Source organism: Aurantiacibacter sp. MUD11, assembly GCF_026967575.1.
GTDB lineage: Bacteria > Pseudomonadota > Alphaproteobacteria > Sphingomonadales > Sphingomonadaceae > Alteraurantiacibacter.
In genome coordinates, this window is record NZ_CP114054.1 from 2,524,656 (window position 1) to 2,551,023 (window position 26,368).

A 26,368-nucleotide genomic window follows, 5' to 3' on the forward strand; every position below is an offset into this window, starting at 1 on the left:
TCAGTCTGCTGGCGGGATGCCGCGCACGCGCCCGCAGACGGGCACGCTGACGGTGCCGGTGGCGACATAGGCCTCCAGTGCATCGATATCGAAGCCGACGTTTGCCGCATGCGGCAGTTCGGCGAACTGGGCGAAGCCGTCGCCGCCATCGGCCAGGAAGCTGTTGGTCACCACGCGATAGGTGCGGGCGAGGTCGAGCGGTGCCCCGGCGATCACCACCTCGGACACGCGCTGCCCCGCCGGGCGCGTGGGATCGGCAGAGAAGGACGATCCGGCAGAAGGCACCAATACACTATCGCAGATGCGCGCCGGGTTCTCGTCGCAGAACTGCTGTTCCAGCAGCGTCTTGATCTGCGCGCCGGTCATCTCCAGCACGATCATGCTGTTGCCGAACGGGGCCATGGCCGCCAGTTCCCCATAATTCAGCAGGCCGTCCTCGGCCCCCGACAGGTCGGAGCGCACGCCGCCTGAATTGGCGAAGCCGACATGCACCGGCTCGCCCAGTGCGGCATTGGCGGCGTGGACATAGGCATCGGCGACGAAGTCCTGCGCCGGCCGATCGCCGCAGTCCTCGCCCAGTTCGCCACTGTCGGCGATGGGACCGACCGGACGGTTCGCCATCGGCGCGACGGCCTCGGCATAACGCGCGACGATCTCGGCAGCGGCGCGGTGGCTGCCCGCTCGCTCCACCACGGCGACGTTGGTGGCGGTGCGCGAGATCACGCGGCCTTCAACCGGGTCCACGACCAGTTCGATATCGGTGACGAAGCCTCCGTAGCGCCCGGCCGAGGTCAGCAGGATGGTCTCGCCGTCGGAGCGTTCTGCCTCGCACACGTAGGCCTGGTGCGTGTGGCCCGATACGACCAGCGCGATCGAGGGGTCGAGCTGTTCGACGATCTCCACGATCGGCCCGGTCAGCGAGGGGCAGCCGGAGGTATTGAAGCGCGGCGTGACGTCGCCGCCCTGGTGCAGCAGCACCACCACGGCGTCCGCGCCCTGTGTCATCAGTTCGGCGGCGAGACGGTTGGCGGTCTCGGCTTCGTCGAGGAAGCTGTAGCCGGCCGTGGCTTCGGCGGAAACGAGGTTGGGCGTGCCTTCCAGCGTCATGCCGATGAAGCCGATGGAGGCCCCGCCGATTTCGCGAAGGGCGGTTCCGGGGAACACGCTGGCGCCTGCGTCATCGACGACGTTGCCCGCGAGATAGGTGAAGTCCGCGCCGACGAAGGGCTCGACGGCGCAGGGTTCGCGCAGCGTGTGCTGTTCGCAGCCACCCTGCTGCATGCGCCGCAGTTCGGCCACGCCGCGGTCGAATTCGTGATTGCCGACGGAAGCCAGCTCCAGCCCGATGACGGAAAGGGCGCGGATGCTCGGCTCGTCGAGGAAGAGCGAGGAGATGAGCGGGCTGGCGCCGATCAGGTCACCCGCGGCAACGGTGATAGAGGCGTTGCCGCGCAGTTCCCGCAAGGTCGCCCCAAGCCGGGCCGCGCCGCCCAGGCGGGCTTGCCGGGTTTCCGGGCCGTCGGAGTAGGTCGTCTCGCTGGAGTGCGGCTCTAGGTTGCCGTGAAAGTCGTTGAGCGCGAGGATCTGCACCGCGACGGGCGCGGGCGTGGGGCTGTCCGGAACTGTCGCGCAGGCGGTCAGCAGCGACGTGGCAAGCAGGGTGGCGGCGAGCTTCGTATGCATGGCAATCCCATAGCCGATTACAGGCACAAAAAAAGCGGCGGCGCTCTTACGAACGCCGCCGCCTTCTTGTTGCTTAGGTCGGTACCTTAGAACTCGTAGCGAGCACCGATCTGGATGCGCCAGATCGACGAGGTCGTGCCGACGAAGTTCTGGTCGTCCGGACGGAAGCCGCTGATGATGTAACGGCCCTCGGAGTCGACACCACCGTCAACCAGGTCGACGAAGTCGCCACGTGCACGGAACACGTTCCAGCTGTCGTCGAAGAAGTTGAGGAAGTTGTCGAAGTCGACGAACAGTTCCAGGCGGTCGTCCGCGACGCCGGCGAAGTGTGCCGGGCCCGGAATTTCCTGGCTGAAGCGCAGGTCGAGGTCGAAGAACCAGTCGTTGCGGCAGGTGTTGCGCGCAATCGAGGCACCGGTTTCGAAATCGCACTGGCCGCCGACTTCGCTGGTGTTGAGGTAGTTCAACAGGTCGTTGACGTCATCCATGTCCGACAGCGGCGACAGGTTCGGATCGTTCGGACCGGTCGGGATGTACAGCAGAGCGTTGTCCGAGCCGGACGAGCTGTCGTTGAACACACCGCCGCCATCGAAGGTCAGCGAGTACGGACGGCCCGAGCGCGCCACGAAGATGAAGCCCAGCTGCGTGTCGTAGTCCTGGATGAACTGTTCACGCAGGTTCACCGCGAGGGTGAAGTTGTGGCGGGTTTCATAGTTCGAGGTCGAGATCGCCGGGTCCTGGCGGTCGAAGGCAGCCGTAACGTCGTAGCTGGACGTTGCCGTCGAGCTGCCATTGTTGCGGTTGTTGTTCGATTCGGTCCAGGCGTAGCCCATGTTGACATTCACGCTGCCGGTCGAGGTGAACAGGCCGCCTTCGAACTGCTTGTTGAGCAGCAGCGAAATGACGTGGCTGTCGTAGTTCGGACCGTTGGTCAGCTGGATTTCGTCGTCGCGACGGGTGTTGAAGCAAGCTGCGCTGACATTGGTGTACACGGGCGGCGTGCCGCCGGTACCCTGCAGAATGGCGCCGCAACCTGCGTTGGACGGATCAATCGCCGCGTAGATCGGGCGACCGTCGACGGTGTAGCCACCGATGCCTTCCGACAGGTCAGGCGTCTGCGACAGGTCGACGAAGTTCAGAGTGTCGACGAAGCGGCTGTAGATGTAGTCCAGCTGGACATACCAGTCGCTGAAGAAGCCACCCTGCGTGCCGAAGCGCGAGGCCAGGCCCAGGTTACCGCGCCACACGCTCGGAAGCGTGAAGTTCGGATCGGTCGACTGCGTGTCGGCGAGGCCGGCAGCCGCAGTTGCCCGGGCATCGTCCAGCGCACACTGCGGGATGCCGGTGAAGGTACCGCCCGACAGCACGTTGAAGTTGCCGTTGGAGTCCAGCAGGCCGGCACACTCGCTCGAGAACGTGTCGCCGTTGGCGTAGCTGAAGCCGTTGTTCGAGAACGCGTTCGAGAAGTAGACGACCGGGTCACCGCCGGAGAAGCGGCCGACACCGCCGGTGAAGCGGGTGTCGTAGAAGAAGCCGTCGTTGTCGAATTCGTAGTCGAAGGCGAAGCGCGGGAGGACCAGCGGTTCGAGATCGCTGAAGGCGACAGCGTTGCTGAAGCCATAGCGGTTCGCGAAGTTCGGGTTCTCACGCGGGGCGTCGCCGCTGTACCACTGCACGCGAAGGCCACCGGTCAGCGACAGGTTGTCGTTGGCCTGCCAGGTGTCCTGCGCATAGAGCGAGAAGATGCGACGGTTGAAGGTTGCCGCGGTCTCGTTGATGTCGCCCGACGGGGTCTGGGCGATGGTGGCACCACCAAGGGCGCCGCTGGCCAGGTCGTCGGCCGAGCCGAAGACGCTGGAGAAGCCGCCGCTGGCGACCACGCCGTTCTCGAAATCGTCGAGGTTGCGGAAGAAGATCGTGCCCGTCGCGTTGATGGCGAACAGGTTGTAGACCTCCAGGTCGTTCAGCTCCATGCCCAGCTTGATGTCGTGATTTTCCTGCGAAATGTTCACCTGGAACTTCGCCTGGTCGATCTGCGAGTTGAGCGCGTTGGCCGAGCGGAAGATGCCCGGGCCGGTGGCGAGGATGCCGTTCTGGGTCGGGCCCACGACGCCAACTGCCAGGCGCACGGTCGGGGCATCCGACTGCGCTTCACCGAAGCCCACCGGACCCTGCACGTCGGCAACGTCGGCACGGCTCAGGCGCAGTTCGGTGGAGACGCTGTCGCTCCACTCGTTGAACATGCGCAGCGAGTAGTAGTCCGAAACCGTGCCTTCGTCCTCGAAGCTGTTGAAGCCGGTCAGTTCCTGCGAACCGGTGTCGCTTTCGACATTGGTTTCTTCCAGGCGCTGGTAGGTGGCTTCGATGCGGTGACCGTCGGCAACCACGGCGTCGAGACGGCCGAAGTAGCGCACCGAGCTTTCCGGCAGGGTGGTCGGGTAACCGCCGATGTCCTGACCGTAGACGCTCTGGGCGATCTGCGCGAAGCGGTCGAACTGCTGCTGGGTGACGAAGTTGGCTTCGTTGGCGAAGCCCGAACCGGCCGGACCGAAGTCGTTGGCGGAACCGAGGTCGGTTTCTTCGTAGGCAGCCGAGAAGAACAGGCGATCGGGGATGATCGGACCCGACAGGGTCGCGCCCCAGCGCTTTTCCTTGAAGTCGTCGACGATGTTCGGGGTGCCGTCGATCGAGTCGCCGCGCAGGTCGGCGTTACGGAAAGCGTAGAACGCGCTGCCGTGGAACTCGTTCTGGCCCGACTTGGTGACGACGTTCACCAGACAGCCGGTGAATTCCGAATACTCGACGTCGAACGGAGCGAACTCGACCGAGGTCTCGCCGATGGCGTCGAACGGGATCGGCAGCGAGTTACGAGCGGCGAACGGGGTGCCGTTCAGGCCGAACACGTCGGCCTGCACGATGCCGTCGACGGTGAAGGTGTTCGAACGGTCGTTGCCGCCGAGGCACGAGATGCGATCGACTTCGTTGGCGCGGTCGAGGCTGACGCGCGGGTCGATACGGATGATGTCGCGAACGTCGCGGGTGATGGAGGGGAAGCCTTCCAGCGTGTCCTGGCCAAGGGCGATGCCCGGGCCGACGGCCAGCTGCTGCACGTTGGCGCGCGCGGCGGTCACGATGATGAAGTTGTCGGCAGCGGCGCCCGCGTCGGCGGTCAGCTCGAACGTGTAGGCGGTGTTACCGGAGATGTTGATGTACTGGTCTTCGACCGACTGGCCTTCGAAGCCGGAGGCCGTGACGGTGACGGTGTAGGGACCGCCCGAGTTCAGCGAACCGAAGCGGAAAGCGCCGCTGTTGTCGGTCGTCTGGGTACGCACGGTGTTGGTACGGGTGTCGGTGACGGTAACCGTCGCGCCGGGGAGGGCGTTGCCATCCACGTCGGTGACGGTGCCCTGCACGCCCGAGGTGATTTGCTGTGCATAGGCAGCCTGCGGTGCAGCCACGGCAGTGGCGACACTCGCAACGCTGGCAGCGAGGAGATACCTGAGTTTCATGTCCGGAAGATCCCTAGTCTGGATATGGTGATAGGCCGTTCGTTTTGGCGACCGGCCAGCTACTGCACTAAGCCAACAGTTTCTTTGCAGATGGGTGACAGCCTGTCGCGCATCGGACGCGATTCGGACACAGCTTTGGCGTATCCGTGTAATTCCGTTGCGATGCGTTGCTGCAGCGCAACACAATTTCATGCGAAACTTTGTTGAATGCGACGATTATGCCGCAGGATTGTCCTGACGAATCAGGCGAGTCCGATCTCGCGCAGGCGCTGGGCGAGGAAATCGTGCGACAGAATCGGCTCCAGTACCTCGTCACCCGGTTCGATGCATTCCTCCAGCGGGGCGATCATGAAATCCGGCCGGAAGTGCAGGAAGAAGGGCATCGAATAACGCGAGCGCTTGGCTGCCTCGCCGCCCGGATTGACCACGCGGTGGGTGGTTGAGCGCAGCTTGTTGTTGGTGAGGCGTTCCAGCATGTCGCCGACGTTCACCGCCAGCGCACCGGCAGGAGGCGACACGGGGATCCACTCGCCCTGCTTGTTGAGCAGTTCGAGGCCGGCCTCTTCGGCGCCCAGCAGCAGGGTGATGCAGTTGATGTCACCATGCGCGGCGGCGCGGATCGCGCCTTCGGGCACGTCATCGCCGAGCGGCGGGTAGTGCAGCAGGCGCATCACCGAATTGCCGTCGGCCACCGTGTCCTCGAAATAGTCTTCCTGCAGGCCGAGGTGGATAGCGATGGCGCGCAGCACGGTGTCGCCGGCCTTGTCGAATTCGGCGAACAGCGTCTCGAACGTTTCGCGGAAGCCTTCGATCTCGGTCGGCCAGATGTTGGGGGCCATGTAGCTGGCCAGCTTGTGGCCTTCCGGCAGGGTGCGGCCGATGTGCCAGAATTCCTTCAGGTCGTGGACCTCGGCGTCCTTGGCGATCTCCGTGCCGAACGGGGTGTAGCCGCGCGCCCCGCCGCCGCCGGGCAGGTGATAGGACCGCTTGGTCTCTTCCGGCAGTGCGAAGAATTCCTTCGCCAGTTCCTCTGCGCGGTCGATCAGGTCCTGCGGGATCGAGTGATCGCAGACCACGGCAAAGCCGTATTCGGCGAAGCTGCGGCCCAGGTCGTCGGCGATTTCCGACAGCGGACGGGCGAGGGAAACGGTGGCCAGGGTGTCCATTACGAGGTGTCCTACAGGGGCAGCAGCAGGCCGGCGAGGGCCGCGCTCATGAGGTTGGCGAGAGATCCGGCTGCCAGCGCCTTGAGGCCAAGCTTGGCGATGACCGGACGCTGGTTGGGGGCGAGCCCGCCTGTAACCGCCATCTGGATGGCAATCGAGCTAAAATTCGCAAAGCCGCACAATGCAAATGTTACAATCGCCTGCGCGCGGGTGCTCAGCGTGCCGTCAGCCAGCGCGCCAAGGTCGATGAAGGCGACGAATTCGTTGAGCACGATCTTGGTGCCGAAAAGGCCGCCCGCGACCTGCGCCTCGGTCCAGGGAATGCCGAGCAGGTACATGATCGGGGCGAACACCCAGCCGAGGATCTGCTGGAACGACAGGTCCGGCATGCCGAACCAGCCACCGACACCGCCGAGGATGCCGTTGGCCAGCGCGATCAGGGCGACGAAGGTCAGCACCATGGCGCCAACGGCCACGGCCAGCTTCAGACCCGTCTGCGCGCCCTGTGCTGCCGCCTCGATGATGTTCGCGGCGCGGCCGTTCTCGTCGAAATGGGCGGCTGCCTCGACCTCGTGCGGAACCTCGCCCTCGGTCAGGGCGGCGGGGCCTTCGGAACTGATGCGCTTTTTGGGCAGGGCGATCTCGCCCTCGGCTTCCGGCGCGGCTTCGTCAGTGTCGGGCATGATGATCTTCGCCATCAGGATGCCGCCGGGTGCCGACATGAAGGCTGCAGCCAGCAGGATCGGCAGGTAGCTGGAGCCGAGCAGGCCGGCATAGGCCGCCAGGATGGTGCCGGCGACGCCGGCCATTCCCACCGTCATCAGGGTGAACAGGCGCGATGGGGCCAGCGCTTCCAGGTAGGGACGCACGACCAGCGGGCTTTCCGACTGGCCGACGAAGATGTTGGCTGCCGCGCCAAGCGATTCGACCTTGGAGATGCCGGTGATCCAGCCGATTGCGCCGCCCAGCCAGCGCACGATGCGCTGCATGATGCCGAGGTGGTAGAGGATCGACACCAGCGAGGCGAAGAACACGATGACCGGCAGCGCGCCCAGCGCAAAGGTATCCGACAGCGGATTGGCGTCGTTGCTGCCGAACAGGAACTGCGTGCCGGCATCGGCATAGGACAGCAGCGCGGCGACGCCATCGGCCATGGTGCGGATGACAGCGGCCCCGCCATCGGTGCGCAGGACGAGGGCGGCGATACCGGCCTGCAGCGCGAAGGCGGCGCCCACGACGCGCAGGTTGATCTGTCGTTTTGCGTTGGAAAGGAGGAATGCCAGCGCAAGGATGGCGGCAATACCGGCAAGGGAAATCAACTGTGGAGGCACGCGGGCTCCTGTATTTGCGGGATGCGCCCTTTTGCCCGAACGCCTGCTGCATTCAAACGGATTTTCTCCACACCCCTTCCATTTCGCGCCCACGTTGAATAGCCGTCACGGATGGACCAGACATTCGACAATAACCCGCTGCCGCGTTCGCTGTTCGTCTATAGCCTGCTGTATGGCGGGATGACGGTGGTTGCCGGCGTGCTGGCGTTCAAGCAGTTCGCGATCGGCCCGCTGGTGGTGGAGAGCGGCATCCTTGCCTTCCTGCTGCTGGTGGTCATTTCCAGCGCCGTCTCGCAGTTGCACGGCAAGGCCATGGCGGACAGGCTGGTGCTGTGGGGTTTCCTGCCATTGGCTTTTTCCATCGCCCTGATCGGGCTGGTGCTGGCCTTGCCGCCATCGCCCGACATGCCGGCGGAAAACCTCGCCGCCTTCAACACCGTCCATGCGCAGACGCCGCGGATCATGGCTGCCGGGCCGGTCGCCTACGGCGTGTCGCTGCTGCTCAACGTCTGGCTGTTCGACCGGCTGCGCGGCAAGGGGCAGGGCGGCAGTGCCTGGCTGATGGCGCGCGGGGCGATTGCCTCGGCGATCAGCCAGGCCATCGACACGCTGATCTTCATCACGCTGGCTTTCTATGGCGAGTTTCCCATCGGCAACCTGCTGGTCGGCCAGGCCATTGCCAAGATCGTGCTCAGCTTCGTGCTGGTGCCATTCCTGATCGTCGGCGCGGTGGCGCTGGCGAAGCGGCTCGACGGGGAAACGGCCAGGGCGAGTGCCGCGTGAGCGGCAAGGACGCCCTGATCGCGGCGGCGCTGGTGGCGCGCACCCGCGCCTATGCGCCCTATTCGAACTTCCTTGTCGGCTGCGCGGTCGAAAGCATGGACGGTCAGATTGCCGTGGGCGGCAATGTCGAGAATGCCTGCTACCGCCTTGGCGTCTGCGCCGAGCAGTCGGCGCTGTCGGCGGCGCAGGTCGCTTACGGTCTCGGGCGAATTCGCCGCATCGCGATTGTCGGCGGACCACGTGAAGGCAAGGATGTCGGCGCCGTCATGCCCTGCGGCGGTTGCCGCCAGGCGATTGCCGAAGCGGGTAGCGTGAGCGGGACGGATATCGAGGTCATCTGCTGCGACAGCGAGGGGCAGAATGCCGTCAGCATGACCATCTCGGAACTGCTTCCTGCTTCCTTCACCCTCGACACGCCGGACGCCTGACGTGGCAGGAGGTCGCTCGATCCTGCGCGAGCCGTTGCTGCATTTCCTGTTGGCCGGGGCCGCCATATTTGCCGTCGTCGCTGCTTTGCAACCTGAGGATACCTCCGGGCGGCAGATCACCGTGGACCGCGACGACCTGCTCGTCTTCATGCAGGGCCGCGCGCAGGTCTACGAGGAGGGCACCTTTGCCGCCATGCTGGAGGCCATGCCCGCTGTCGAGCGCGAGCAGCTGGTGCGCGATGCCGCCTTGCAGGAGGCGCTCTATCGCGAGGGGCTGGCGCTCGACATAGCCGCCGCCGATCCACTGATCCGCCAGCGCGTGGTGCAGCAGATGCGCATGCTGGTGATCGAGGAGGCCGCTGCCGACATTTCCGTCACCGACGAAGAGGTTGCGGCGCATTTCGAGGACAACCGCGCTCTCTATGCCTTGCCGCCGACGGTGAGCTTCACCCATGTCTTCCTGCGCGGGAACGGGGCCCAGCGCCGGGCCATTGCCATGCGCGGGCAGATGCTGGCGGGCAGCCAGGTGCCCGTGGGCGACCGCTTCCCCTACCAGCGCGCCTATGTCGATGCCGACGGCGAACTGCTCGCCAGCCAGTTCGGCGCGACCTTTGCCGAGGCGGTGCTGACCCTGCCCGAAGGCGAGTGGTCGCAACCGCTGCAATCGCAGCACGGCTGGCACCTTGTCCTGCCAAGCGAGGTCTCCTCCGGCGAGGACGTGGCATTCGAGCAAGTCGAGGCGAGGGTGCGCGAGGACGCGCTGGCCGCCAAGCGCCAGGCGCTGGCCAACGCGGCGCTGGAAGAATTCCTTGGCCAGTACGAGATCACCGTCGCGGACGAGCTTCGGTGACCATGCGGTGGCTGGTCGCCATCCTCGTCGCGCTCGCCTGGGCGATGCCGGCACGTGCCGATGACAATCGCCCGCTCAGCGTCCAGCTGGAAGCTGCGGGAGAAGGCAGATTCACCGCGCGCTGGAAGGTGCCTGCCAATGTCGCCGCGCGCCATGTGCCGCAGCTTTCCGCCGCAGGTTGCGCGGCAGAGGGGGCGAGCCGCAACTGGTCCGATGCCCTGGGCCACTGGCGGGAGGAAGACTGGCGCTGCGACGCGGTGCCCGGCGCACTGACGGTCGACTATCCCTTCGCCAACCCGGCGCTGGCCACCATCGTGCGTTTCACGCCGGAAGCTGGCGGCTCCACCACGACGATCGTCGCGCCTGCCGAGCAGGGGCAGATCGCGCTGTCGGAAGAGCAGGCCGGTGCCACCGGCTGGCCGGGCTTCCTCGGCCTTGGCGTCGAGCACATCCTGATCGGGTTCGATCACCTGCTGTTCGTCGCCGGGCTGATCTTCATCGCCGGCACCTGGCGGCGCGTGCTGGTGACGATCACCGGCTTCACGCTGGCACACTCGGTCACGCTCGCGCTATCCGCGCTCGATATCGTGCGGCTGCCGATTGCGGCGATCGAGGCGGTGATCGCACTCAGCATCGTGTTCCTCGCGGTGGAGATCGTCAAAGGGCGGCGCGACACGCTGACATGGCGGCGGCCGGTGGTGGTCGCAGCGGCATTCGGCCTGCTGCACGGTTTCGGCTTTGCCGCCGTGCTGCGCGAGATCGGCCTGCCGGACGAGGGCTTCGCAGCCGCGCTGCTGGCTTTCAACGTCGGCATCGAGATCGGACAGGTCATCTTCGCGGCGCTGGTGCTGGGCGTCATCGCCTTGCTGGAGCGGTTCGGGCCCAAGGCGTCGGCGACCAATGTCCCGCGCTTCGCCGGCTACGGGGTGGGGATTTTGGCCACTTACTGGATGATAGAGCGGTTGGCAGGGGCGCTGTAATTGCGATAGGCCACGCGTGAGGGGAGACGGCGATGGATGAGGGCGAAAATACCGAGGGCAGCGATGAGCAGCGGCAGGCCGCCTACTGGCGCGCCAATATCCGCCTGCTGGCCATCTTGCTGAGCATCTGGTTCGCCGCGTCCTTCGGCGCGGGCATCCTGTTTCGCGAATGGCTCGACCAGTTCAGCATCGGCGGTTATCCGCTCGGCTTCTGGTTCGCCCAGCAGGGCGCGATCTACGTCTTCCTGGTCCTGATTGCGATCTACGTGGTCGCCATGCGCCGCATCGAGCGCAAGTTCGACCTCGACGACTGAGCGCGCCGATGGAAACGCAGACCCTGATCTACATCTTCGTCGGGCTGAGCTTCGCGCTCTACATCGGCATTGCCATCTGGAGCCGCGCCGGATCGACGGCGGAATTCTATGTCGCGGGCGGCGGGGTGAACCCGGTGGTCAACGGCATGGCCACCGCTGCCGACTGGATGAGTGCGGCCAGCTTCATCTCCATGGCCGGGATCATCGCCTTCTCCGGCTACGATGGCAGCGTCTACCTGATGGGCTGGACCGGCGGATACGTGCTGCTGGCCCTGCTGCTGGCGCCCTACCTGCGCAAGTTCGGCGAGTTCACCGTGCCCGACTTCATCGGCACGCGGTACTATTCCAAGGCGGCGCGCGTGGTGGCGGTGGTCTGCCTGATCTTCATCAGCTTCACCTATATCGCCGGGCAGATGCGCGGCGTTGGCATCGTCTTCAGCCGCTTCCTCGACGTGCCGATCTTCTGGGGCGTGGTGATCGGCATGGGCATCGTCTTCATCTACGCCGTGCTCGGCGGGATGAAGGGCATCACCTACACCCAGGTGGCGCAATATTGCGTGCTGATCTTTGCCTACATGGTGCCCGCCTTCTTCATCAGCTTCCTGGTGACTGGCAATGTCTTGCCGCAACTGGGACTGGGGGCGACGGTAGAGGACGGGTCCAACATGTACGTCCTGCAGAAGCTCGACATGGTGCTGACCGACCTCGGCTTTGGCGCCTACACCGATGGCAGCAAGTCCACGCTCGACGTGTTCTGCATCACCATGGCGTTGATGGTTGGCACGGCGGGCCTGCCGCACGTGATCGTGCGCTTCTTCACCGTTCCCAAGGCCAGCGACGCGCGCAAGTCCGCCTTCTGGGCGCTGGTCTTCATCGCGCTGCTCTACACCACGGCGGGCCCCGTGGGCGCCTTCGCCCGGCTCAACTTCATCGATACGGTGAACGAGCAGGAGTATTCGCAGGCCCCCGAGTGGTTCACCAACTGGGAGGCGAACGACCTGATCGCCTGGCGCGACAAGAACTTCGACGGCCGCATGCAATATCGCCCCGGCGATCCGTTCGAAGGCGCGCCTACCTTCATCGAGGGTGAGACCGGCCTATCCGGCGAGCGGCTGGTGGAGAACGCCACCGTCAACAACGACAACGAGGTCTATGTCGACCGCGACATCATGGTGCTCGCCAACCCGGAAATCGCCAGCCTGCCCGGCTGGGTGATCGCGCTGGTGGCGGCGGGCGGCCTGGCGGCGGCGCTATCGACGGCGGCAGGTTTGCTGCTGGTCATATCCAGCTCGGTCAGCCACGACCTGCTGAAACAGACCTTCCGGCCCAACGTCACGGAGAAGGGCGAGCTGCTGGCGGCAAGGCTGGCGGCGACGGCGGCGATCCTGGTCGCAGGCTATCTGGGTGTGAACCCGCCCGGCTGGGTGGCGCAGGTGGTGGCCTTCGCCTTCGGCCTTGCGGCGGCGAGCCTGTTCCCTGCCATCGTCATGGGTATCTTCTCCAAGCGCATGAACCGCGAGGGGGCGATTGCCGGCATGGTGACGGGCCTTGCCTTCACCTTCCTCTACATCGCCTATTTCAAGTTGTGGGGAGAACCTGCCGCCAACGTGGAGGCCAACTGGCTGCTCGGCATCTCGCCGGAGGGCATCGGGGTGATCGGCATGCTGATCAACTTCGCCGTGGCGATTGCCGTCTCCAGCATGACCAAGGGGCCGCCGCTGGAGGTGCGCAAGCTGGTCGACAACATCCGTGTGCCGCGCGGGGCCGAAACCCCGCACATGCACTGATCACCTAGCGGTTCTGCCGCCCTTCGATCAGGCGGTCGACCAGCGAGGGGTCGGCCAGCGTCGAGGTGTCGCCCAGCGAGCCGTAGTCGTTCTCGGCGATCTTGCGCAGGATGCGGCGCATGATCTTGCCCGAACGGGTCTTCGGCAGGCCGTCGGTGAAATGCAGGTGATCGGGCGTGGCCACGGGGCCGATTTCCTTGCGCACCTGCTGCTTCAGTTCGGCATAAAGCTCGTCGGAAGCCTCCACGCCTTCCATCAGGGTGACGTAGCAATAGATGCCCTGGCCTTTCACGTCGTGCGGGTATCCGACCACGGCAGCCTCGGCGACCTTGGGGTGCAGCACCAGCGCGCTCTCCACCTCGGCGGTGCCCATGCGGTGGCCGGAAACGTTGATCACGTCGTCCACGCGGCCGGTGATCCAGTAGTAGCCGTCCTCGTCCAGCCGGCAGCCGTCGCCGGTGAAGTACTTGCCCTTGAAGGTGCTGAAATAGGCCTCGATGAAGCGGTCGTGGTCGCCGTATACGGTGCGTGCCTGGCCCGGCCAGCTGTGCGTGATGCACAGATTGCCCGATGTCGCGCCTTCCAGCACCTTGCCTTCGTTGTCGACCAGCTGCGGCTGCACGCCGAAGAACGGCTTGCCCGCGCTGCCCGGCTTCATGTCGTGCGCATGGGGCAGGGTGGTGATCATGTGGCCGCCCGTCTCGGTCTGCCACCAGGTGTCGACGATCGGGCAGCGGCCTTCGCCCACCACCTCGTGATACCAGCGCCAGGCCTCGGGATTGATCGGCTCGCCCACCGTGCCCAGCAGGCGCAGGCTGGAACGGTCGTGCCGGGTCACCCAGTCGTCCCCCTCGCGCATCAGCGCACGGATGGCCGTGGGCGCAGTGTAGAAGATATTGACCTTGTGCCTGGCGATCACCTCCCAGAAGCGGCCGTGGTCCGGATAGTTGGGCACGCCCTCGAACACCACGCTGGTGCCAGCGTTCAGCAACGGGCCGTAGGTGACATAGGTGTGTCCGGTGACCCAGCCGATATCGGCACTGCACCAGAACACCTCGCCCGGCTGGTAATCGAAAGTGTAGTGGAAGGTGGTGGCCGCCCAGACGGCATAGCCGCCGGTAGTGTGCAGCACGCCCTTGGGCTTGCCGGTGGATCCGCTGGTGTAGAGGATGAACAGCGGGTCCTCCGCGTTCATCTCCTCGCAGGGGCAGTCCTCGTCGCTGGCAAGGTCGTGGTACCAGTGGTCGCGCCCCGCGGTCATGGCGATATCGCCGCCGGTGTGGCGCACCACCAGTACGCCCGCGACGTCGAGATCGTGGTCCGGCTCTTCCAGCGCGGCGTCGACATTGGCCTTCAGCGGTATGGTCTTGGTGCCGCGCAGGCCTTCGTCGGCGGTGATGACGAAACGGCTGTTGCAGGCCTCGATCCGCCCGGCGAGGGCTTCCGGAGAGAAGCCGCCGAACACCACCGAGTGGATTGCACCAAGGCGGGCGCAGGCAAGCATGGCCAGCAGCCCCTCGATCACCATCGGCATGTAGAGCGTGACGCGGTCACCCTTGGTGACGCCCAGTTTCTTCAGCGCATTGGCCATGCGGACGACTTCGCCGTGCAGTTCGCCATAGGTGAGGCTGCGGGTGGGCGAATTGGGATCGTCCGGCTCGAAGATCAGCGCGGTTCGGTCGGCATGTTCGGGCAGGTGCCGGTCGACGCAATTGTGGCAGAGGTTGAGCGAACCGTCGGCATACCACTTGATGTCGACCGGATCGTAGGACCATTCGCCGGCCTTGCCGGGCTTGGCATACCAGTCGAGCCGTTCCGCCTGCTCCAGCCAGAAACCGTCCGGATCCTGCACCGAGCGGGCATAGAGGGCGTCGTATTCCTCCGGGGTGCAATGCGTGCCGGTGGAACTGGCGGGCTTGCGGACGAAATCGCTCATGGTCGGGCCTCTCCTTTGCCTGCCTATCTAGCGGGCGAGAGGCTTGGGACAAGGGCGACTAGGCAGCGTCGGGCTGGTTTGCCGGATGCGCGCGTTCGAAAGCGGGAAGGACGAGACAGGCCTGCTCGATCCGCAAGGTGCGGGGGCTGTCCGACAGGTCGTAATCGAAGCGGCGCGCGTTGTAGAGTTGTGGGATCAGCACCGCCTCGAACAGGCCGGGCGCGTCGAACAGGAAATCGCCGGTATCCAGTTGCTCCAGCCGTCTTTCCAGCGGGCGCAGGGTCTTGGCGAGCCAGTGGCGATACCAGGTGTCGATGGCCTCCTGCTCCTGTCCCAGCTCGTTCTTGAGATACTTGAGCACCGGCAGGTTGAGCGGCGCGTGCAGTTCGGTGGCGATGGCATAGGCCAGCTCGCGCGCGGTATAGCGCTGCTCGATATCCGCAGGGAGCAGAGGCTGTTCCGGGTAGCGCTCCTCCAGCCACTCGATGATCGCCATGCTTTGTGCCCGGTCGCGGCCGTCAGCTTCCAGCATCGGCACCCCGGCAAAGGGATTGCGCGCGGTGAAGGCCTGGCTGCGCTGGGCGCTTTCGAGCAGGTTCACCGGCTCCTGCTCGTAGGGCAGGCCCTTCAGTTCCAGCGCGCAGCGCAAGCGGTAGCTGGTCGAGCTTCGCCAATATCCGTACAGCTTCATCGCAACCTCCGGCGCGTTCGTTCATTGGTGCACTACACCATGCCGATGCGCGGGGCATTGTGCAATAAAGTTTCACGTGATACTAAATGGCCATGAGCTACCAGACGGGTTTTCTCAACCACTTCGCCACAGAGGCAGTCGCGGGCGCGCTTCCCGAGGGACGCAACTCGCCGCAACGCCCTGCTTTCGGCCTCTACGCCGAACAGTTCAGCACCACCGCCTTCACCGCGCCGCGGGCAGAGAACCGGCGCAGCTGGCTCTACCGGATGCGGCCGACCACGGCGCACGGGGCGTTTCAGCCCTACGCCGGGGCCAGACTGTTCGCCGCGCCCGACGGCAGCCGCACGACGCCGAACCGGCTGCGCTGGGACCCGCTGGCCATGCCGGAAACCAGCGTCGATTTCGTCGACGGCATGGTGACCTATGCCGGCAACGGTTCGCCCTCCGAGGGCGGCATCGGCATACATCTCTACGCCGCCACGGCCAGCATGGACACGCGTGCCTTCCAGAACAGCGATGGCGAGATGCTGCTCGTGCCGCAGCAGGGCGGCCTGCGGGTGGTGACCGAGCTCGGCGTCATGGACGTGGAACCGGGCTTCATCGCGCTGGTCCCGCGCGGCATGCGCTTTCGGGTGGAACTGACCGGCGGCCCCGCGCGCGGCTATGTTTGCGAGAACTTCGGCGCGCCCTTCCGCCTGCCCGACCTCGGCCCCATCGGCGCCAACGGCCTTGCCAACCCGCGCGATTTCGAAACGCCCGTCGCCTGGTTCGAGGACCGCGACGAGCAATTCGAGATCGTCCAGAAATTCAACGGCAAGCTGTGGACCACCACCATCGACCACTCGCCCTTCGACGTGGTCGCCTGGCACGGCAATTCCGCGCCCTGCCGCTATGACCTAGCGCGGTTCAACACCATCGGCACGGTCAGCTTCGACCATCCGGATCCCTCGATCTTCACCGTGCTGACCAGCCCCAGCGACACGCCGGGCACAGCCAATTGCGACTTCGTGATCTTCCCGCCACGCTGGATGGTGGGCGAGGACACCTTCCGTCCGCCGTGGTTCCACCGCAACCACATGAGCGAGTTCATGGGACTGGTGAAGGGCGTTTACGACGCCAAGGAAGGCGGCGGGTTCGTCCCCGGCGGCGCATCGCTACACAATCAGTTCAACGGGCACGGACCGGACGCTGAAAGCACGCAGAAGGCGATGGAAGCGGACCTGAAGCCCGTGAAAATCGACGACACGCTGGCCTTCATGTTCGAAAGCCGCGCCATCATCCAGACGACTCAGTTCGCCATGACCGGCGGCCACCTGCAAGACGATTACGATGCCTGCTGGACAGGCTTCGAGAAAGCGAAACTCCCCGAATGACCGACACGATCGACTTCACGCATGACGCCAGCGCTACCAGCTGGGTGGAAAGCGCCAACGGCCATCCGCACTTCCCGGTGCAGAACCTGCCACTGGGTGTCTTCTCCCCGTCGGGCGAAGGCAAACCGCGTGGCGGCATGGCGATTGGCGACATGATCCTGGACGTCGCCGCCGTGGCCGACATGCTGGAAGGCGATGCCGCCAATGCCGCGCGGCTGGCCGGCAATGCGACGCTGAACGACCTGCTGGCCAAGGGGCAGGGGGCCACGCGCAAGCTGCGCCAGGCCGTCTTCACCCTGCTGACCGACGACGGCAAGAAGAAGGCCGTCAGCGAAGCGCTGTACAAGGCCGAGGACTGTACCCTGCACCTGCCCGTGCATATCGGCGACTACACCGATTTCTACACCGGCATCCACCATGCCACCAACATCGGCAGCCTGTTCCGTCCGGACAATCCGCTGCTGCCGAACTACAAGTACGTGCCCATCGGCTACCATGGCCGCACCTCCTCGGTGCGTCTGTCGGGCGTGAACGTGAAGCGCCCCAGCGGCCAGACCAAGGCGCCCGATGCCGACAAGCCCAGCTTCGGTCCGTCGAAGCGGCTCGACTACGAGCTGGAGATGGCCATCTGGGTGGGTGAGGGCAATGCGCTGGGCGAGCCGATCCCGATCGGCGAGGCGGAAAGCCATATCGCCGGTATCTCCATCCTAAACGACTGGTCGGCGCGCGACATCCAGGCGTGGGAATATCAGCCGCTCGGCCCGTTCCTCGCCAAGAACTTCCACTCCACCATCAGCCCGTGGATCGTGACGCTCGACGCGCTCGCACCCTTCCGTGAGGCGCAGCCTGCGCGTCCCGCAGGCGATCCGGCACCGCTGGACTACCTTTCCGATGCGGAAGACCAGGCGCACGGCGCCTTCGGCGTGACGATGGAGGTCTATCTCTCGACCGCCAAGATGCGCGAAGATGGCGAGGCACCGCACAAGCTCAGCTCCGGCCCGATGACGGCCATGTACTGGACGGCGGCGCAGCTGGTCACCCACCACGCGGTCGGCGGGTGCAACATGCAGCCGGGCGATCTGCTCGGCACCGGCACGCTGACCAGCGGCGAAGATGGCGGCGAAGGCAGCCTGATCGAGCTGACCGAGGGCGGCAAGAAGCCGATCAGCCTGCCCAACGGCGAAACCCGCACCTTCCTGGAGGATGGTGACGAGGTGATCATGGTCGCTTTCGCGGAAAAGGACGGTTTCGCGCGGATCGGCCTTGGCGAATGTCGGGCGACGATTATAGGCTGACCTCCTGAGAGGGAGGACCATGCTGCATCGTTGGAACATCGCCGGGGCCGCCGCGCTGGCGCTTGCCGCCTGTGCCGGACCTGAGGCCGCGCAACCGGGCATCGAGACGCGCGACGCGCCGCTGCTGGAAGTGGACGGCCTGCAGTTCCGCGATCTCGACCGCAATGGCGCGCTGACGCCTTACGAGGACTGGCGCCTGTCGCCCGCAGAACGTGCCGCCGATCTCGTGCCGCGCATGACGCTGGCAGAGAAGGCCGGGCAGATGGTGGTCGGTTCGCTGGCAGGCAATGCCCCGATGGGCCAGCCGGCGACCGGTTATGACCTTGAAGCCGTCCGGGCGACGGTGGTCGATCGCGGCATCACCCACCTGATCTCGCGCCTCGCCACCACCAATGCCGCGCTGGCCGAGGCCAACAACGCCGTGCAGCAGGCGGCAGAGAACGGGCGGCTGGGCATCCCCGCCGTCGTGATGACGGACCCCCGCCACGGCTATACCGAACTGGCGGGCGCCAGTGTCGAGGGCGGGCAGTTCGCGCAGTTCCCCAACGGCGTGGGCATCGCCGCGCTCGACGATCCCGAATTCGCTGAGGCCTATGCCGTACTGGTGCGCGAGGACTTGCGCGCGACCGGGTTCACCATGCTGCTCGGCCCGCAGATCGACCTGGCGACCGAACCGCGCTGGCCGCGCAACTTCGATACCTATGGCGAGGATGCTGCCGTATCGGCGCGCACCGCAGCGGCCTTCGTGCGCGGCCTGCAGGGTGGCGACGAGGGGCTGACCCGAACCAGCGTTGCCGCGGTTATCAAGCACTTCGCCGGCTATTCCGCCTCGCGCACCGGGTTCGACGCGCACAATTACTATGGCCGCCACTCGCTGCTGAACGCGGCCGAATGGCAGCAGCATATCCGCCCGTTCGCAGGCGCCTTGCAGGCCAGTCCCGCCGGGGTGATGCCCGCCTATTCGATCCTGCAGGAGCTGGAACTGGACGGCGAATTGGTCGAGCAGGTGGGCGTTGGCTACAACCGCTACCTGCTCACCGACGTGCTGCGGGGGCAGCTTGGTTTCGACGGGGTGATCCTGTCCGACTGGGCGATCACCAAGGACTGCAGCGTCGAGTGCGTGGAAGGCCATCCGGAAGGCGAGCCGCCAAGTTTCGCCACCGTCTCCACCGCCTGGGGTGTCGAAGACCTGTCCGAGGCGGAACGCTTCGCCAAGGGCCTGCAGGCCGGGTTGGATATCTTCGGCGGAGTCGATGATCCGTCGCCGCTGATCGAGGCCGTCGAAAGCGGGCTGGTGGACGAGGCGCTGGTCGATGCCGCGGTAACGCGCATCCTGGTGCAGGCGTTGGAGCTTGGCCTGTTCGAAGACCCGTTCGTCGACCCTGTCGCCGCCGAAGCCGGGATCGGCACGGAGGAGGAGCTGGCCATGGGCCGGCAGGCCATGGCGGAGTCCATGGTGCTGCTGCGCCGGGATGAAGCCACGCCGCTGCCGGAGGGCACGAAGGTCATCCTCTTCGGTCTCAATGCCGACCTTGCCCGCGCCGCCGGGCTGGAGCCGGTCTCGGATCCTGCCGAGGCGGATCTCGCCGTGCTGCGCACGCGCTCGCCGTCGGAATTGCTGCACCCGCAGTACATATTCGGCTCGATGCACCAGGAAGGCAGCCTGGCCTTTCCGGACGATCACGAGGCGCTGCAATTCATGGCATCGCTCCCGGCAGACCTGCCGCTGGTGGCGGATGTGCAGCTGGATCGCCCCGCCATCCTGACGCCGTTCGACGATGCGGCGATCCTGCTGGCCAGCTTCGGTGCCAGCGACGCGGCCCTGCTGGACGTGTTGACCGGCAAGGCCCCTCCGCGCGGTCGGCTGCCTTACGAATTGCCGCGCAGCATGGCAGCGGTCGAAGCGCAGCGTCCGGGCGCAGCGGCGGACAGTGCCGACCCGCTGTTCCCGCTCGGATACCGGCTGGAGGCGGACTAAAGCCTGCCTTGGGGCGCCTCAAGAAGCGCCCATATTGCGGGGCAGGAGACAGAACCCATCTCCTTGGCAAAGGAGAATAGCCATGATCGAAGTGAGAAAGTTCGACACGCTCGGCAAGGCCAACCACGGTTGGCTGGATGCCAATTTCCACTTCTCTTTCGCGCAGTATTTCGACCAGCGCCGGATGCACTGGGGCAAACTGCGCGTGTGGAACGACGACATCATCGCGCCGCGCAGCGGCTTCCCGCCGCACCCGCACGACAACATGGAAATCATCACCTACGTCCGCAAAGGCGCGATCACTCACAAGGACAGCCTTGGCAACGAAGGCCGCACCGAAGCGGGCGACGTGCAGGTGATGACTGCCGGCACCGGCATCACCCACGCCGAGTACAACCTGGATGACGAGGAGACCCACTCCTTCCAGCTGTGGATCCTGCCCGACCGGCAGGGCCATCCGCCCAGCTGGGGGACCAAGCGTTTCCCGAAGGACGCGCGTTCGGGCCGGTTCGACGTGCTCGCCAGCGGACGCGATGGCGACGACGAGGCGCTGCGCATCAACAGCGATGCGCGGGTGCTTGGTGCGACCATCGCGGCAGGCGAAACGGTCGAATACGACCTTGGCGGCCGCAAGGGCTACCTTGTCCCCGCTACCGGCAAGCTGGAGATCGAGGGCGAGGTGGCCGAAGCACGCGACGGCGTGGCCATTGCCGACCTCGATACCCTGCGCGTGAAAGCGCTGGAGGACAGTGAAGTGGTGCTAGTGGATACCGCCTAGTCGAGCAGGGTGTACTGGTCCTCGCAGCCGTTCTCCTCGAGGAACTGCGGCAGGTCCGGTACATCCTCGCCGCCAGTATCGACTAGTCTAAAGGTCAGCTTGGTGATGCTGCCGCTATCGACGTTTTCGAAAGTCAGCATCACCGGCTGGTCGCTGTCCAGCGGCTCGAGAGACAGGTCAGCGAAATGGTGCTCTCCGCGGAACCTTGCTGCGCCGACAATCTCGCCCCCGTCATCGATTACCCGATAGGTTTCCCACCGCGATGTGTCGGCGCGCCAGAGCCGCCATTCGACATGAGCAGGCACGCAGACGACTTGCGAGTAGCCGACATCGGGATCGAAGACGGTGCGAGGTGGCTGATCATCCTCCGGCGATGAAACGCGGGTCGCGCCCAGTGAATCGCGGGAATCGACCCTAACGGGCACCAGCGTGCGCTCCAGAATCGAAGACTGCCTCGCCACCAGTTCGCCTTCGCCAAGCACGAACGTACCGGGCCCTACAATGATGCGGGTGCGACCATCTTCCAGCACGGTAATCTTGTCGCCATCCAGCAAGTCGATCGGGAGGCCGTCAGGAATTTCACGTCCGACAGGAAATTCGCTGGCGGAAGGCCCGGTCGACTTCACAATGATGCCCGCGAGCGCGCTGGCCGGCAGCAAGCTGCCTGCAAGCAAGGCTAACCCCACGGCCAGGCGAGCGAGACCGGTCATCGGCGGAGCATAGCTGCCGTGGGGTCTCGTGCAAAGGCGAGGGCCTGGCCCTATTCGTGCCGCAGCGCGTCGATCGGGTCGAGTTTGCTGGCGCGGTGAGCCGGGTAATAGCCGAAGATGATACCCATCACCGCCGAGAACACGAAGCTGACGATCACCACGGTCGGGTTGAAGATGAAGGGAATGTCGAAGGCGCCGGTCAGCATCACCGAGAAGCCCAGCGACAGCAGGATGCCGATCAGTCCGCCGAAGCAGCACAGCACGACGGCTTCGGTCAGGAATTGCAGCCGCACCTCGCGCGCCAGTGCGCCGATGGCCAGGCGGATGCCGATTTCGCGGGTCCGCTCGGTTACCGAGACCAGCATGATATTCATGATCCCGATGCCGCCCACCAGCAGGCTGATCGCGGCGATGGCGGTAATCACCAGGGTCATGACACCGGTGATCTGGTTTACCGTGTCGTTGATCTCCGCCGTGTCGACGATGTTGAAGTTGTTCTCTTCGCCTTCCTGAATCACCCGGCGTTCGCGCAGCAGGCTGATCAGCTGGTCCTGGATGGCGCCGGAATCGTAGACCGGGTCATACTTCACCACGAAGAACTGCACGTCCTGGCTGCCGGTGAAACGGCGCTGCACCGTCTTGAGCGGCATGAACACGATATCGTCGGCATCGTTGCCGCCGCCCACGGCATTAGCGCGTTCGTCGATCACGCCGATCACCTGGCAGGCGACATTGCCCACGCGCATCTGCTCGCCGATGATCTGGTCGGGCAGGAAGATCTCCTCCACTACCTTCGGGCCGACGATGCAGACTGCTTCGCCGCGAGATTCCTCGCGTTCGGAAAAGCCGCGGCCTTGCACGATCTCGATGCCCTGGGCGCCGAAGAAACGGGTGTCCGCGCCCTGCACGGTGGTGCCCCAGTCCTGCCCGTTGTGGAAGGCGGTGGTATTGCTCTGTACCGATCCAGCGGCGTGTTCCACGCCCGGAATCTGCAATTCGACCGCGCGCACGTCCTCGCCGTCGAAGGGCGGGGCGGGGATGTTGGGATCGACGCGGGTGGGGAAGATGATGAAGGCATCGGAACCCAGGCCCGAGATCGTCTCCTGTGCGTCTGCCCGCAGGCCCGCACCCAGCGAAACCATGGTGATGACCGAGGCCACACCGATGATGATGCCCAGCGTCGTCAGGAAGCTGCGCAACAGGTGTCGCCTGATCTCGCGCAGGGCGAGCAGCATGGTGGCACCGATCATTCCCAGCATCAGGCAGGCTCCCCGCTAAGCGCTGCGGCGCGCTTGCCGCGGTCAACCCGCTCCACCAAGCCATCGCGGAAGTGCACGATCGTCTTGGCGAATTGCGCCATTTCTTCCTCGTGCGTCACCATCAGCACGGTGATCCCGTTGCGATTGAGTTCGGACAGCAGTTCCATGATCTCGATCGACCGTTCGGTGTCGAGGTTGCCGGTCGGCTCGTCCGCCAGCAGCACGTCGGGATTGGTCACCAGGGCGCGGGCGATGGCCACGCGCTGCTGCTGACCGCCGGAAAGCTCGGCAGGGGTATGGTGCGCCCATGGCAGCAGCCCGACCTGGTCGAGCGCGCGTTCGGCAGCTTCCTGCCGCACGGCCTTCTTCTCGCCGCGATAGAGCAGCGGCAGTTCGACGTTCTCCAGCGCGGTGGTGCGCGCCAGCAGGTTGAAGCCCTGGAAAACGAAGCCGAGGTAGCGGCGGCGCAGCAGCGAACGCTGGTCGCGGCTGAGTGCCTGCACTTCCACGCCGCGGAAGCGGAACACGCCGCTGGTCGGCACGTCGAGGCAGCCGAGGATGTTCATCGTCGTCGACTTGCCCGAGCCCGATGGCCCCATCACCGCGACGAAATCGCCGCGATCGATGGTCATGTCCACTCCCTTCAGCGCCTGGAACGCGGCCGCGCCCTCGCCAAAGGTCTTGGTGATGCCTTCCAGTTCTATGAGGTGTGCGTCGCTCACTCGCCGCCCGCCCTGACGCCGGTGACGACTTCCATGCCCACTTCCAGCTCGTCGGACGTCACCACCGTCTGGCGACCGTCGCTCTGGCCGGTGACGACTTCGATGGCGCGCAGGCTGCCGTCCTCGTCCACCACGTGTACCCGCTGGCGGCTGCCGACGCCGATGCTGGCGCCCTGTTCGTCGTCGAGGCCGAACTGCTGGTTGCCGAAGATGCCGGTGCTTTCCTCTTCCTCGTCCGGGTCGAAGCGCAGCGCGCCATTGGGCACGAGCATGGCGACGCCGGTGCTCTGGGTGGCGATGGTGGCGGTGGCGGTCATGCCGGGGCGCAGCAGGCCCTCGTCGTTGACCACGATCAGCCGCGCCTCATAGCTGACCACCTGCTGCGACTGCTGTTGCTGCTGGTCGGACAGGGCAATGTTGTTGGAGGCGAGGTCCACCCGTTCCACCGTCGCGGGGAAACGCCGGCCGGGATAGGCGTCGACGGTGAAGGCGGCCTCCTGGCCGGGCTGCACCTGGCCGACATCGGCCTCGTCGATGGAGACGCGCAGCTGCATGGTGCCGAGGTCCTCTGCCAGCACGAACAGCGTCGGCGTGTTGAAGCTGGCAGCCACGGTCTGGCCCGGTTCCACCTGGCGCGCGAGCACCACGCCGGAGACGGGCGAGCGGATCACCGCGCGATCGCGATTGGTCTGCGCGCTGGAAAGCTGGGCCTGGGCGCTGGAGACATTGGCGCGCGCCGAAGCGACAGCTGCCTCGCCGCGGCGCACGGCGGCCTCGGCCTGCTCCATCTCGGCCTGGCTGGGCACCCGGCCGCCGGACAGGCGCTGGACTTCCTGCAGGCGCGAAAGCTGGGCGGCATCGGCCTCCAGCGTAGCCTGCGCCTGCGCCACCGAAGCACGCGCTGCGTTGAGGTTGGCGCGGCCCTGGGTGATCTGGTCCTCGATCACGTCGGTATTGATGCGGGCCAGCACCTGGCCACGGGTCACCTGGTCGTTCACGTCGACCAGCACGTCGTCGATCCGGCCGGAGACTTCGGAGCCGACCTCGACCTGGTTGGTGGGCCGCAGGTTGCCGGTCGCCACCACGGTAAGGTCGAGCGAACGCTCTTCCACTTCGGCGGTGATGTAATCGGGGCCGTCATCGCCGCCCGAAAACACCGTCGACAGCGCAATCAGCAGCACCAGCACGGCGGCGATGATCCAGACGATGCGGCGCTTGTACCAGGGCCGTTCCTTGGCGGCTTCGAGGTAGTCGCCGATATCCTGTGCGTTGGTCATGTCGGTATCGCTCATTGTGCGGTCCTGTCGCTATTGCCGGTCTGTTCGAAGCGGGCTTCGACGACAGGCGGAATGTCGTCATCGGAAAGGGTCCAGCCGCCGCCCAGCGCCTGGGTCAGGCGGACAAAGGCGGTGGCGCGGTCGGCCTCTGCACCGACCAGCTGGTTGCGTGCCGAGAGCAACTGGTTCTCGGCCGTCAGCAGGGTGCGGAAATCGACCAGTCCCGCCTCGTACTGGCTGCGAGCCAGCAAGGCGGCGTTGTTGGCGGCGTCCACCGCTTCCTCGTTGATGCCGACGCGCTGGTCGGCGGTGCGCTGGTCGACGGCAGAGCTTTCCACGTCTTCCAGCGCGCCGAGGATGGTCTGCTCCCATGCAGCCAGCGAGGCGCGTGCGCCGGCCTCGGCGCTGTCGACCTGTGCGGCAGTACGCCCGCCGTCGAACAGCAGCTGGCTGACACCGGCGAAAATGCCGCCGGTGACGATGTCGAACAAGCTGCCGGCATTCACCGGACCCGTTCCAATCGAGCCGGACAGGCGGACCAGCGGCAGCAATTGCGCACGTGCCACGCCGATGCGGGCGGTGCTGGCGACCAGGCTGGCTTCGGCTGCGCGCACGTCGGGACGGCGGCGCAGCACTTCGGCCGGGGCTTCGAACCCGGCCAGCATGGGCGGCGTGGGAACCGAGGCGGACTGTTCCGCCAGGAAGGCTTCGAGCACGCGTCCCGGCGGTTCGCCGATCAGCGTGGAAATCGAGTTGGCCGTGGCCGTCAGACTGCTTTCCAGCAGCGGGATGGTGGCGGCGGTCTGAGCGCGCTGGGTGCGCGCCTGTTCCACGTCGAGGCTGGAGACCAGCCCGGCCTGGTTGCGCCAGCGGGCGATCTGCAGGTTATCGTCCTGGTAGGCGAGGGTGGAGCGGGCGATGGCCAGCTGCTCTGCCGTGGCGCGGGCATTGATGGTGGCCACGGCCACCTGCCCGACGATCAGGCGCTGCAGGTCGGCCAGCGAATAGCCCTGTGCGGCAAGGTCTCCCTCGGCGGCAGCGACATTGCCGGAGATCTGCCCGAACAGGTCCATCTCCCACGACGCATCGGCGCCCAGGTTGAACTGTACCCCGTCGCGCGCGAAGTCGCCGATGTCGCGATTGGCCCCGCCGCTGGCGGAAAGCGACGGCAGGTAGCCCGCGCGGGCCTGCACCAGCGAAGCGCGCGCCTGGTCCAGCCGGGCAGCGCTCTGCGCAAGATCGCGGTTCTCGAGGATCGCCTGCTCGACAAAGCCGGTGAGCAGCGGATCGTCCAGCATCGTCCAGTATTCGGTAAGGTCGGTGGAGACCGGAGCCGGGTCGGACACCTGCCAGTCGGCAGGCACGGCCACTTCGGGCTGCGCGATATCGACAGTGGGCGTTGCACAGGCTGCCAGTGCCAGCGGTGCCGTGGCCGCCAGCATACAGCGTCGCGCTGTCATGAAACTGCCCATGCGGATATTCCCACCCATTTACTTGTCCGTCCCCGTCAAATGCTTA

General features: G+C 65.7%; 21 protein-coding genes. 10 read left to right on the forward strand and 11 right to left on the reverse strand.

Annotated features, from left to right (window positions below):
* The 4 genes from OZN62_RS12525 to OZN62_RS12540 form a co-directional block, all read right to left on the reverse strand.
* Positions 1 to 1,683 carry a bifunctional metallophosphatase/5'-nucleotidase gene (locus OZN62_RS12525; RefSeq protein ID WP_269100197.1) on the reverse strand — a complete coding sequence of 561 codons (1,683 nt, stop codon included), beginning with the start codon at positions 1,681 to 1,683 and terminating at the stop codon, positions 1 to 3.
* Positions 1,684 to 1,769: 86 nt separating this feature from the next.
* Complete coding sequence (locus tag OZN62_RS12530) at positions 1,770 to 5,192, reverse strand: TonB-dependent receptor (protein WP_269100199.1); 3,423 nt, start codon at positions 5,190 to 5,192, stop codon at positions 1,770 to 1,772.
* 242 nt (positions 5,193 to 5,434) lie between these two features.
* On the reverse strand, positions 5,435 to 6,358 hold the full coding sequence (locus OZN62_RS12535) for an isopenicillin N synthase family dioxygenase (protein WP_269100200.1): 924 nt from the start codon (positions 6,356 to 6,358) through the stop codon (positions 5,435 to 5,437).
* 11 nt (positions 6,359 to 6,369) lie between these two features.
* A complete protein-coding gene (locus OZN62_RS12540; protein WP_269100202.1) occupies positions 6,370 to 7,689 on the reverse strand; it encodes a NupC/NupG family nucleoside CNT transporter in 1,320 nt (439 codons plus the stop codon).
* Between the two features lie 111 nt (positions 7,690 to 7,800).
* Here OZN62_RS12540 and OZN62_RS12545 point away from each other — a divergent pair, with 111 nt between their 5' ends.
* The 6 genes from OZN62_RS12545 to OZN62_RS12570 are packed head-to-tail and all read left to right on the forward strand — an operon-like array spanning position 7,801 to position 12,831.
* Positions 7,801 to 8,472, forward strand: coding sequence for a queuosine precursor transporter (locus OZN62_RS12545; RefSeq protein ID WP_269100204.1), 672 nt, complete (start codon positions 7,801 to 7,803; stop codon positions 8,470 to 8,472).
* Positions 8,469 to 8,900 (forward strand): cytidine deaminase, encoded by a 432-nt coding sequence (gene cdd / locus OZN62_RS12550; protein WP_269100205.1) that lies wholly within the window; start codon positions 8,469 to 8,471, stop codon positions 8,898 to 8,900. Before OZN62_RS12545 ends, cdd begins: the two co-directional genes overlap by 4 nt.
* 1 nt (position 8,901) lies before the next feature.
* Positions 8,902 to 9,750, forward strand: coding sequence for a peptidyl-prolyl cis-trans isomerase (locus OZN62_RS12555; protein WP_269100206.1), 849 nt, complete (start codon positions 8,902 to 8,904; stop codon positions 9,748 to 9,750).
* A gap of 2 nt (positions 9,751 to 9,752) precedes the next feature.
* Complete coding sequence (locus tag OZN62_RS12560) at positions 9,753 to 10,730, forward strand: HupE/UreJ family protein (RefSeq protein ID WP_269102180.1); 978 nt, start codon at positions 9,753 to 9,755, stop codon at positions 10,728 to 10,730.
* A 32-nt stretch (positions 10,731 to 10,762) separates the two neighbouring features.
* Positions 10,763 to 11,044 (forward strand): DUF4212 domain-containing protein, encoded by a 282-nt coding sequence (locus OZN62_RS12565; protein ID WP_269100207.1) that lies wholly within the window; start codon positions 10,763 to 10,765, stop codon positions 11,042 to 11,044.
* Positions 11,045 to 11,052: 8 nt separating this feature from the next.
* Entirely contained in the window at positions 11,053 to 12,831 is a 1,779-nt protein-coding gene (locus OZN62_RS12570) for a sodium:solute symporter family protein (RefSeq protein ID WP_269100208.1), read from the forward strand.
* Between the two features lie 4 nt (positions 12,832 to 12,835).
* On the opposite strand, the gene acs is transcribed toward OZN62_RS12570, so the two are convergent.
* Positions 12,836 to 14,767: an acetate--CoA ligase gene (acs, locus tag OZN62_RS12575; RefSeq protein ID WP_269100209.1), complete on the reverse strand. Its 1,932-nt coding sequence runs from the start codon at positions 14,765 to 14,767 to the stop codon at positions 12,836 to 12,838.
* 58 nt (positions 14,768 to 14,825) lie between these two features.
* Entirely contained in the window at positions 14,826 to 15,458 is a 633-nt protein-coding gene (gene maiA, locus OZN62_RS12580) for a maleylacetoacetate isomerase (RefSeq protein ID WP_269100210.1), read from the reverse strand.
* A gap of 86 nt (positions 15,459 to 15,544) precedes the next feature.
* On the opposite strand from maiA, the gene hmgA reads away from it, so the two are divergent.
* The 4 genes from hmgA (at position 15,545) to OZN62_RS12600 (ending at position 20,882) form a co-directional block, all read left to right on the forward strand.
* Positions 15,545 to 16,831: a homogentisate 1,2-dioxygenase gene (gene hmgA / locus OZN62_RS12585; RefSeq protein WP_442864377.1), complete on the forward strand. Its 1,287-nt coding sequence runs from the start codon at positions 15,545 to 15,547 to the stop codon at positions 16,829 to 16,831.
* The gene (gene fahA / locus OZN62_RS12590) at positions 16,828 to 18,126 is read left to right on the forward strand and encodes a fumarylacetoacetase (RefSeq protein WP_269100212.1); all 1,299 of its coding nucleotides are present in this window, start codon (positions 16,828 to 16,830) and stop codon (positions 18,124 to 18,126) included. The genes hmgA and fahA overlap by 4 nt, the downstream gene beginning before the upstream one ends.
* Positions 18,127 to 18,145: 19 nt before the next feature.
* Positions 18,146 to 20,104 (forward strand): glycoside hydrolase family 3 protein, encoded by a 1,959-nt coding sequence (locus OZN62_RS12595; protein ID WP_269100213.1) that lies wholly within the window; start codon positions 18,146 to 18,148, stop codon positions 20,102 to 20,104.
* Between the two features lie 82 nt (positions 20,105 to 20,186).
* The gene (locus OZN62_RS12600; protein ID WP_269100214.1) at positions 20,187 to 20,882 is read left to right on the forward strand and encodes a pirin family protein; all 696 of its coding nucleotides are present in this window, start codon (positions 20,187 to 20,189) and stop codon (positions 20,880 to 20,882) included.
* Here OZN62_RS12600 and OZN62_RS12605 read toward each other — a convergent pair.
* The 5 genes from OZN62_RS12605 to OZN62_RS12625 are packed head-to-tail and all read right to left on the reverse strand — an operon-like array spanning position 20,879 to position 26,340.
* Positions 20,879 to 21,592 (reverse strand): hypothetical protein, encoded by a 714-nt coding sequence (locus OZN62_RS12605; protein WP_269100216.1) that lies wholly within the window; start codon positions 21,590 to 21,592, stop codon positions 20,879 to 20,881. The two genes, OZN62_RS12600 and OZN62_RS12605, sit on opposite strands and share 4 nt — an antisense overlap.
* A 50-nt stretch (positions 21,593 to 21,642) precedes the next feature.
* A complete protein-coding gene (locus OZN62_RS12610; protein ID WP_269102181.1) occupies positions 21,643 to 22,842 on the reverse strand; it encodes an ABC transporter permease in 1,200 nt (399 codons plus the stop codon).
* Positions 22,843 to 22,850: 8 nt separating this feature from the next.
* Positions 22,851 to 23,573 carry an ABC transporter ATP-binding protein gene (locus tag OZN62_RS12615; RefSeq protein ID WP_269100217.1) on the reverse strand — a complete coding sequence of 241 codons (723 nt, stop codon included), beginning with the start codon at positions 23,571 to 23,573 and terminating at the stop codon, positions 22,851 to 22,853.
* The gene (locus tag OZN62_RS12620; protein WP_269100219.1) at positions 23,570 to 24,865 is read right to left on the reverse strand and encodes an efflux RND transporter periplasmic adaptor subunit; all 1,296 of its coding nucleotides are present in this window, start codon (positions 24,863 to 24,865) and stop codon (positions 23,570 to 23,572) included. The genes OZN62_RS12615 and OZN62_RS12620 overlap by 4 nt, the downstream gene beginning before the upstream one ends.
* Entirely contained in the window at positions 24,862 to 26,340 is a 1,479-nt protein-coding gene (locus tag OZN62_RS12625; protein ID WP_269100221.1) for an efflux transporter outer membrane subunit, read from the reverse strand. Before OZN62_RS12625 ends, OZN62_RS12620 begins: the two co-directional genes overlap by 4 nt.
* Between the last annotated feature and the right edge of the window lie 28 nt (positions 26,341 to 26,368).

Coding starts and splice junctions, on each gene's coding strand:
- OZN62_RS12525 (WP_269100197.1), bottom strand. CDS start 1,683: ATGCATACGAAGCTCGCCGCCACCCTGCTTGCCACGTCGCTGCTGACC.
- OZN62_RS12530 (WP_269100199.1), bottom strand. CDS start 5,192: ATGAAACTCAGGTATCTCCTCGCTGCCAGCGTTGCGAGTGTCGCCACT.
- OZN62_RS12535 (WP_269100200.1), bottom strand. CDS start 6,358: ATGGACACCCTGGCCACCGTTTCCCTCGCCCGTCCGCTGTCGGAAATC.
- OZN62_RS12545 (WP_269100204.1), top strand. CDS start 7,801: ATGGACCAGACATTCGACAATAACCCGCTGCCGCGTTCGCTGTTCGTC.
- OZN62_RS12560 (WP_269102180.1), top strand. CDS start 9,753: ATGCGGTGGCTGGTCGCCATCCTCGTCGCGCTCGCCTGGGCGATGCCG.
- OZN62_RS12565 (WP_269100207.1), top strand. CDS start 10,763: ATGGATGAGGGCGAAAATACCGAGGGCAGCGATGAGCAGCGGCAGGCC.
- OZN62_RS12570 (WP_269100208.1), top strand. CDS start 11,053: ATGGAAACGCAGACCCTGATCTACATCTTCGTCGGGCTGAGCTTCGCG.
- acs (WP_269100209.1), bottom strand. CDS start 14,767: ATGAGCGATTTCGTCCGCAAGCCCGCCAGTTCCACCGGCACGCATTGC.
- maiA (WP_269100210.1), bottom strand. CDS start 15,458: ATGAAGCTGTACGGATATTGGCGAAGCTCGACCAGCTACCGCTTGCGC.
- hmgA (WP_442864377.1), top strand. CDS start 15,545: ATGGCCATGAGCTACCAGACGGGTTTTCTCAACCACTTCGCCACAGAG.
- fahA (WP_269100212.1), top strand. CDS start 16,828: ATGACCGACACGATCGACTTCACGCATGACGCCAGCGCTACCAGCTGG.
- OZN62_RS12595 (WP_269100213.1), top strand. CDS start 18,146: ATGCTGCATCGTTGGAACATCGCCGGGGCCGCCGCGCTGGCGCTTGCC.
- OZN62_RS12600 (WP_269100214.1), top strand. CDS start 20,187: ATGATCGAAGTGAGAAAGTTCGACACGCTCGGCAAGGCCAACCACGGT.
- OZN62_RS12605 (WP_269100216.1), bottom strand. CDS start 21,592: ATGACCGGTCTCGCTCGCCTGGCCGTGGGGTTAGCCTTGCTTGCAGGC.
- OZN62_RS12610 (WP_269102181.1), bottom strand. CDS start 22,842: ATGATCGGTGCCACCATGCTGCTCGCCCTGCGCGAGATCAGGCGACAC.
- OZN62_RS12620 (WP_269100219.1), bottom strand. CDS start 24,865: ATGAGCGATACCGACATGACCAACGCACAGGATATCGGCGACTACCTC.
- OZN62_RS12625 (WP_269100221.1), bottom strand. CDS start 26,340: ATGGGTGGGAATATCCGCATGGGCAGTTTCATGACAGCGCGACGCTGT.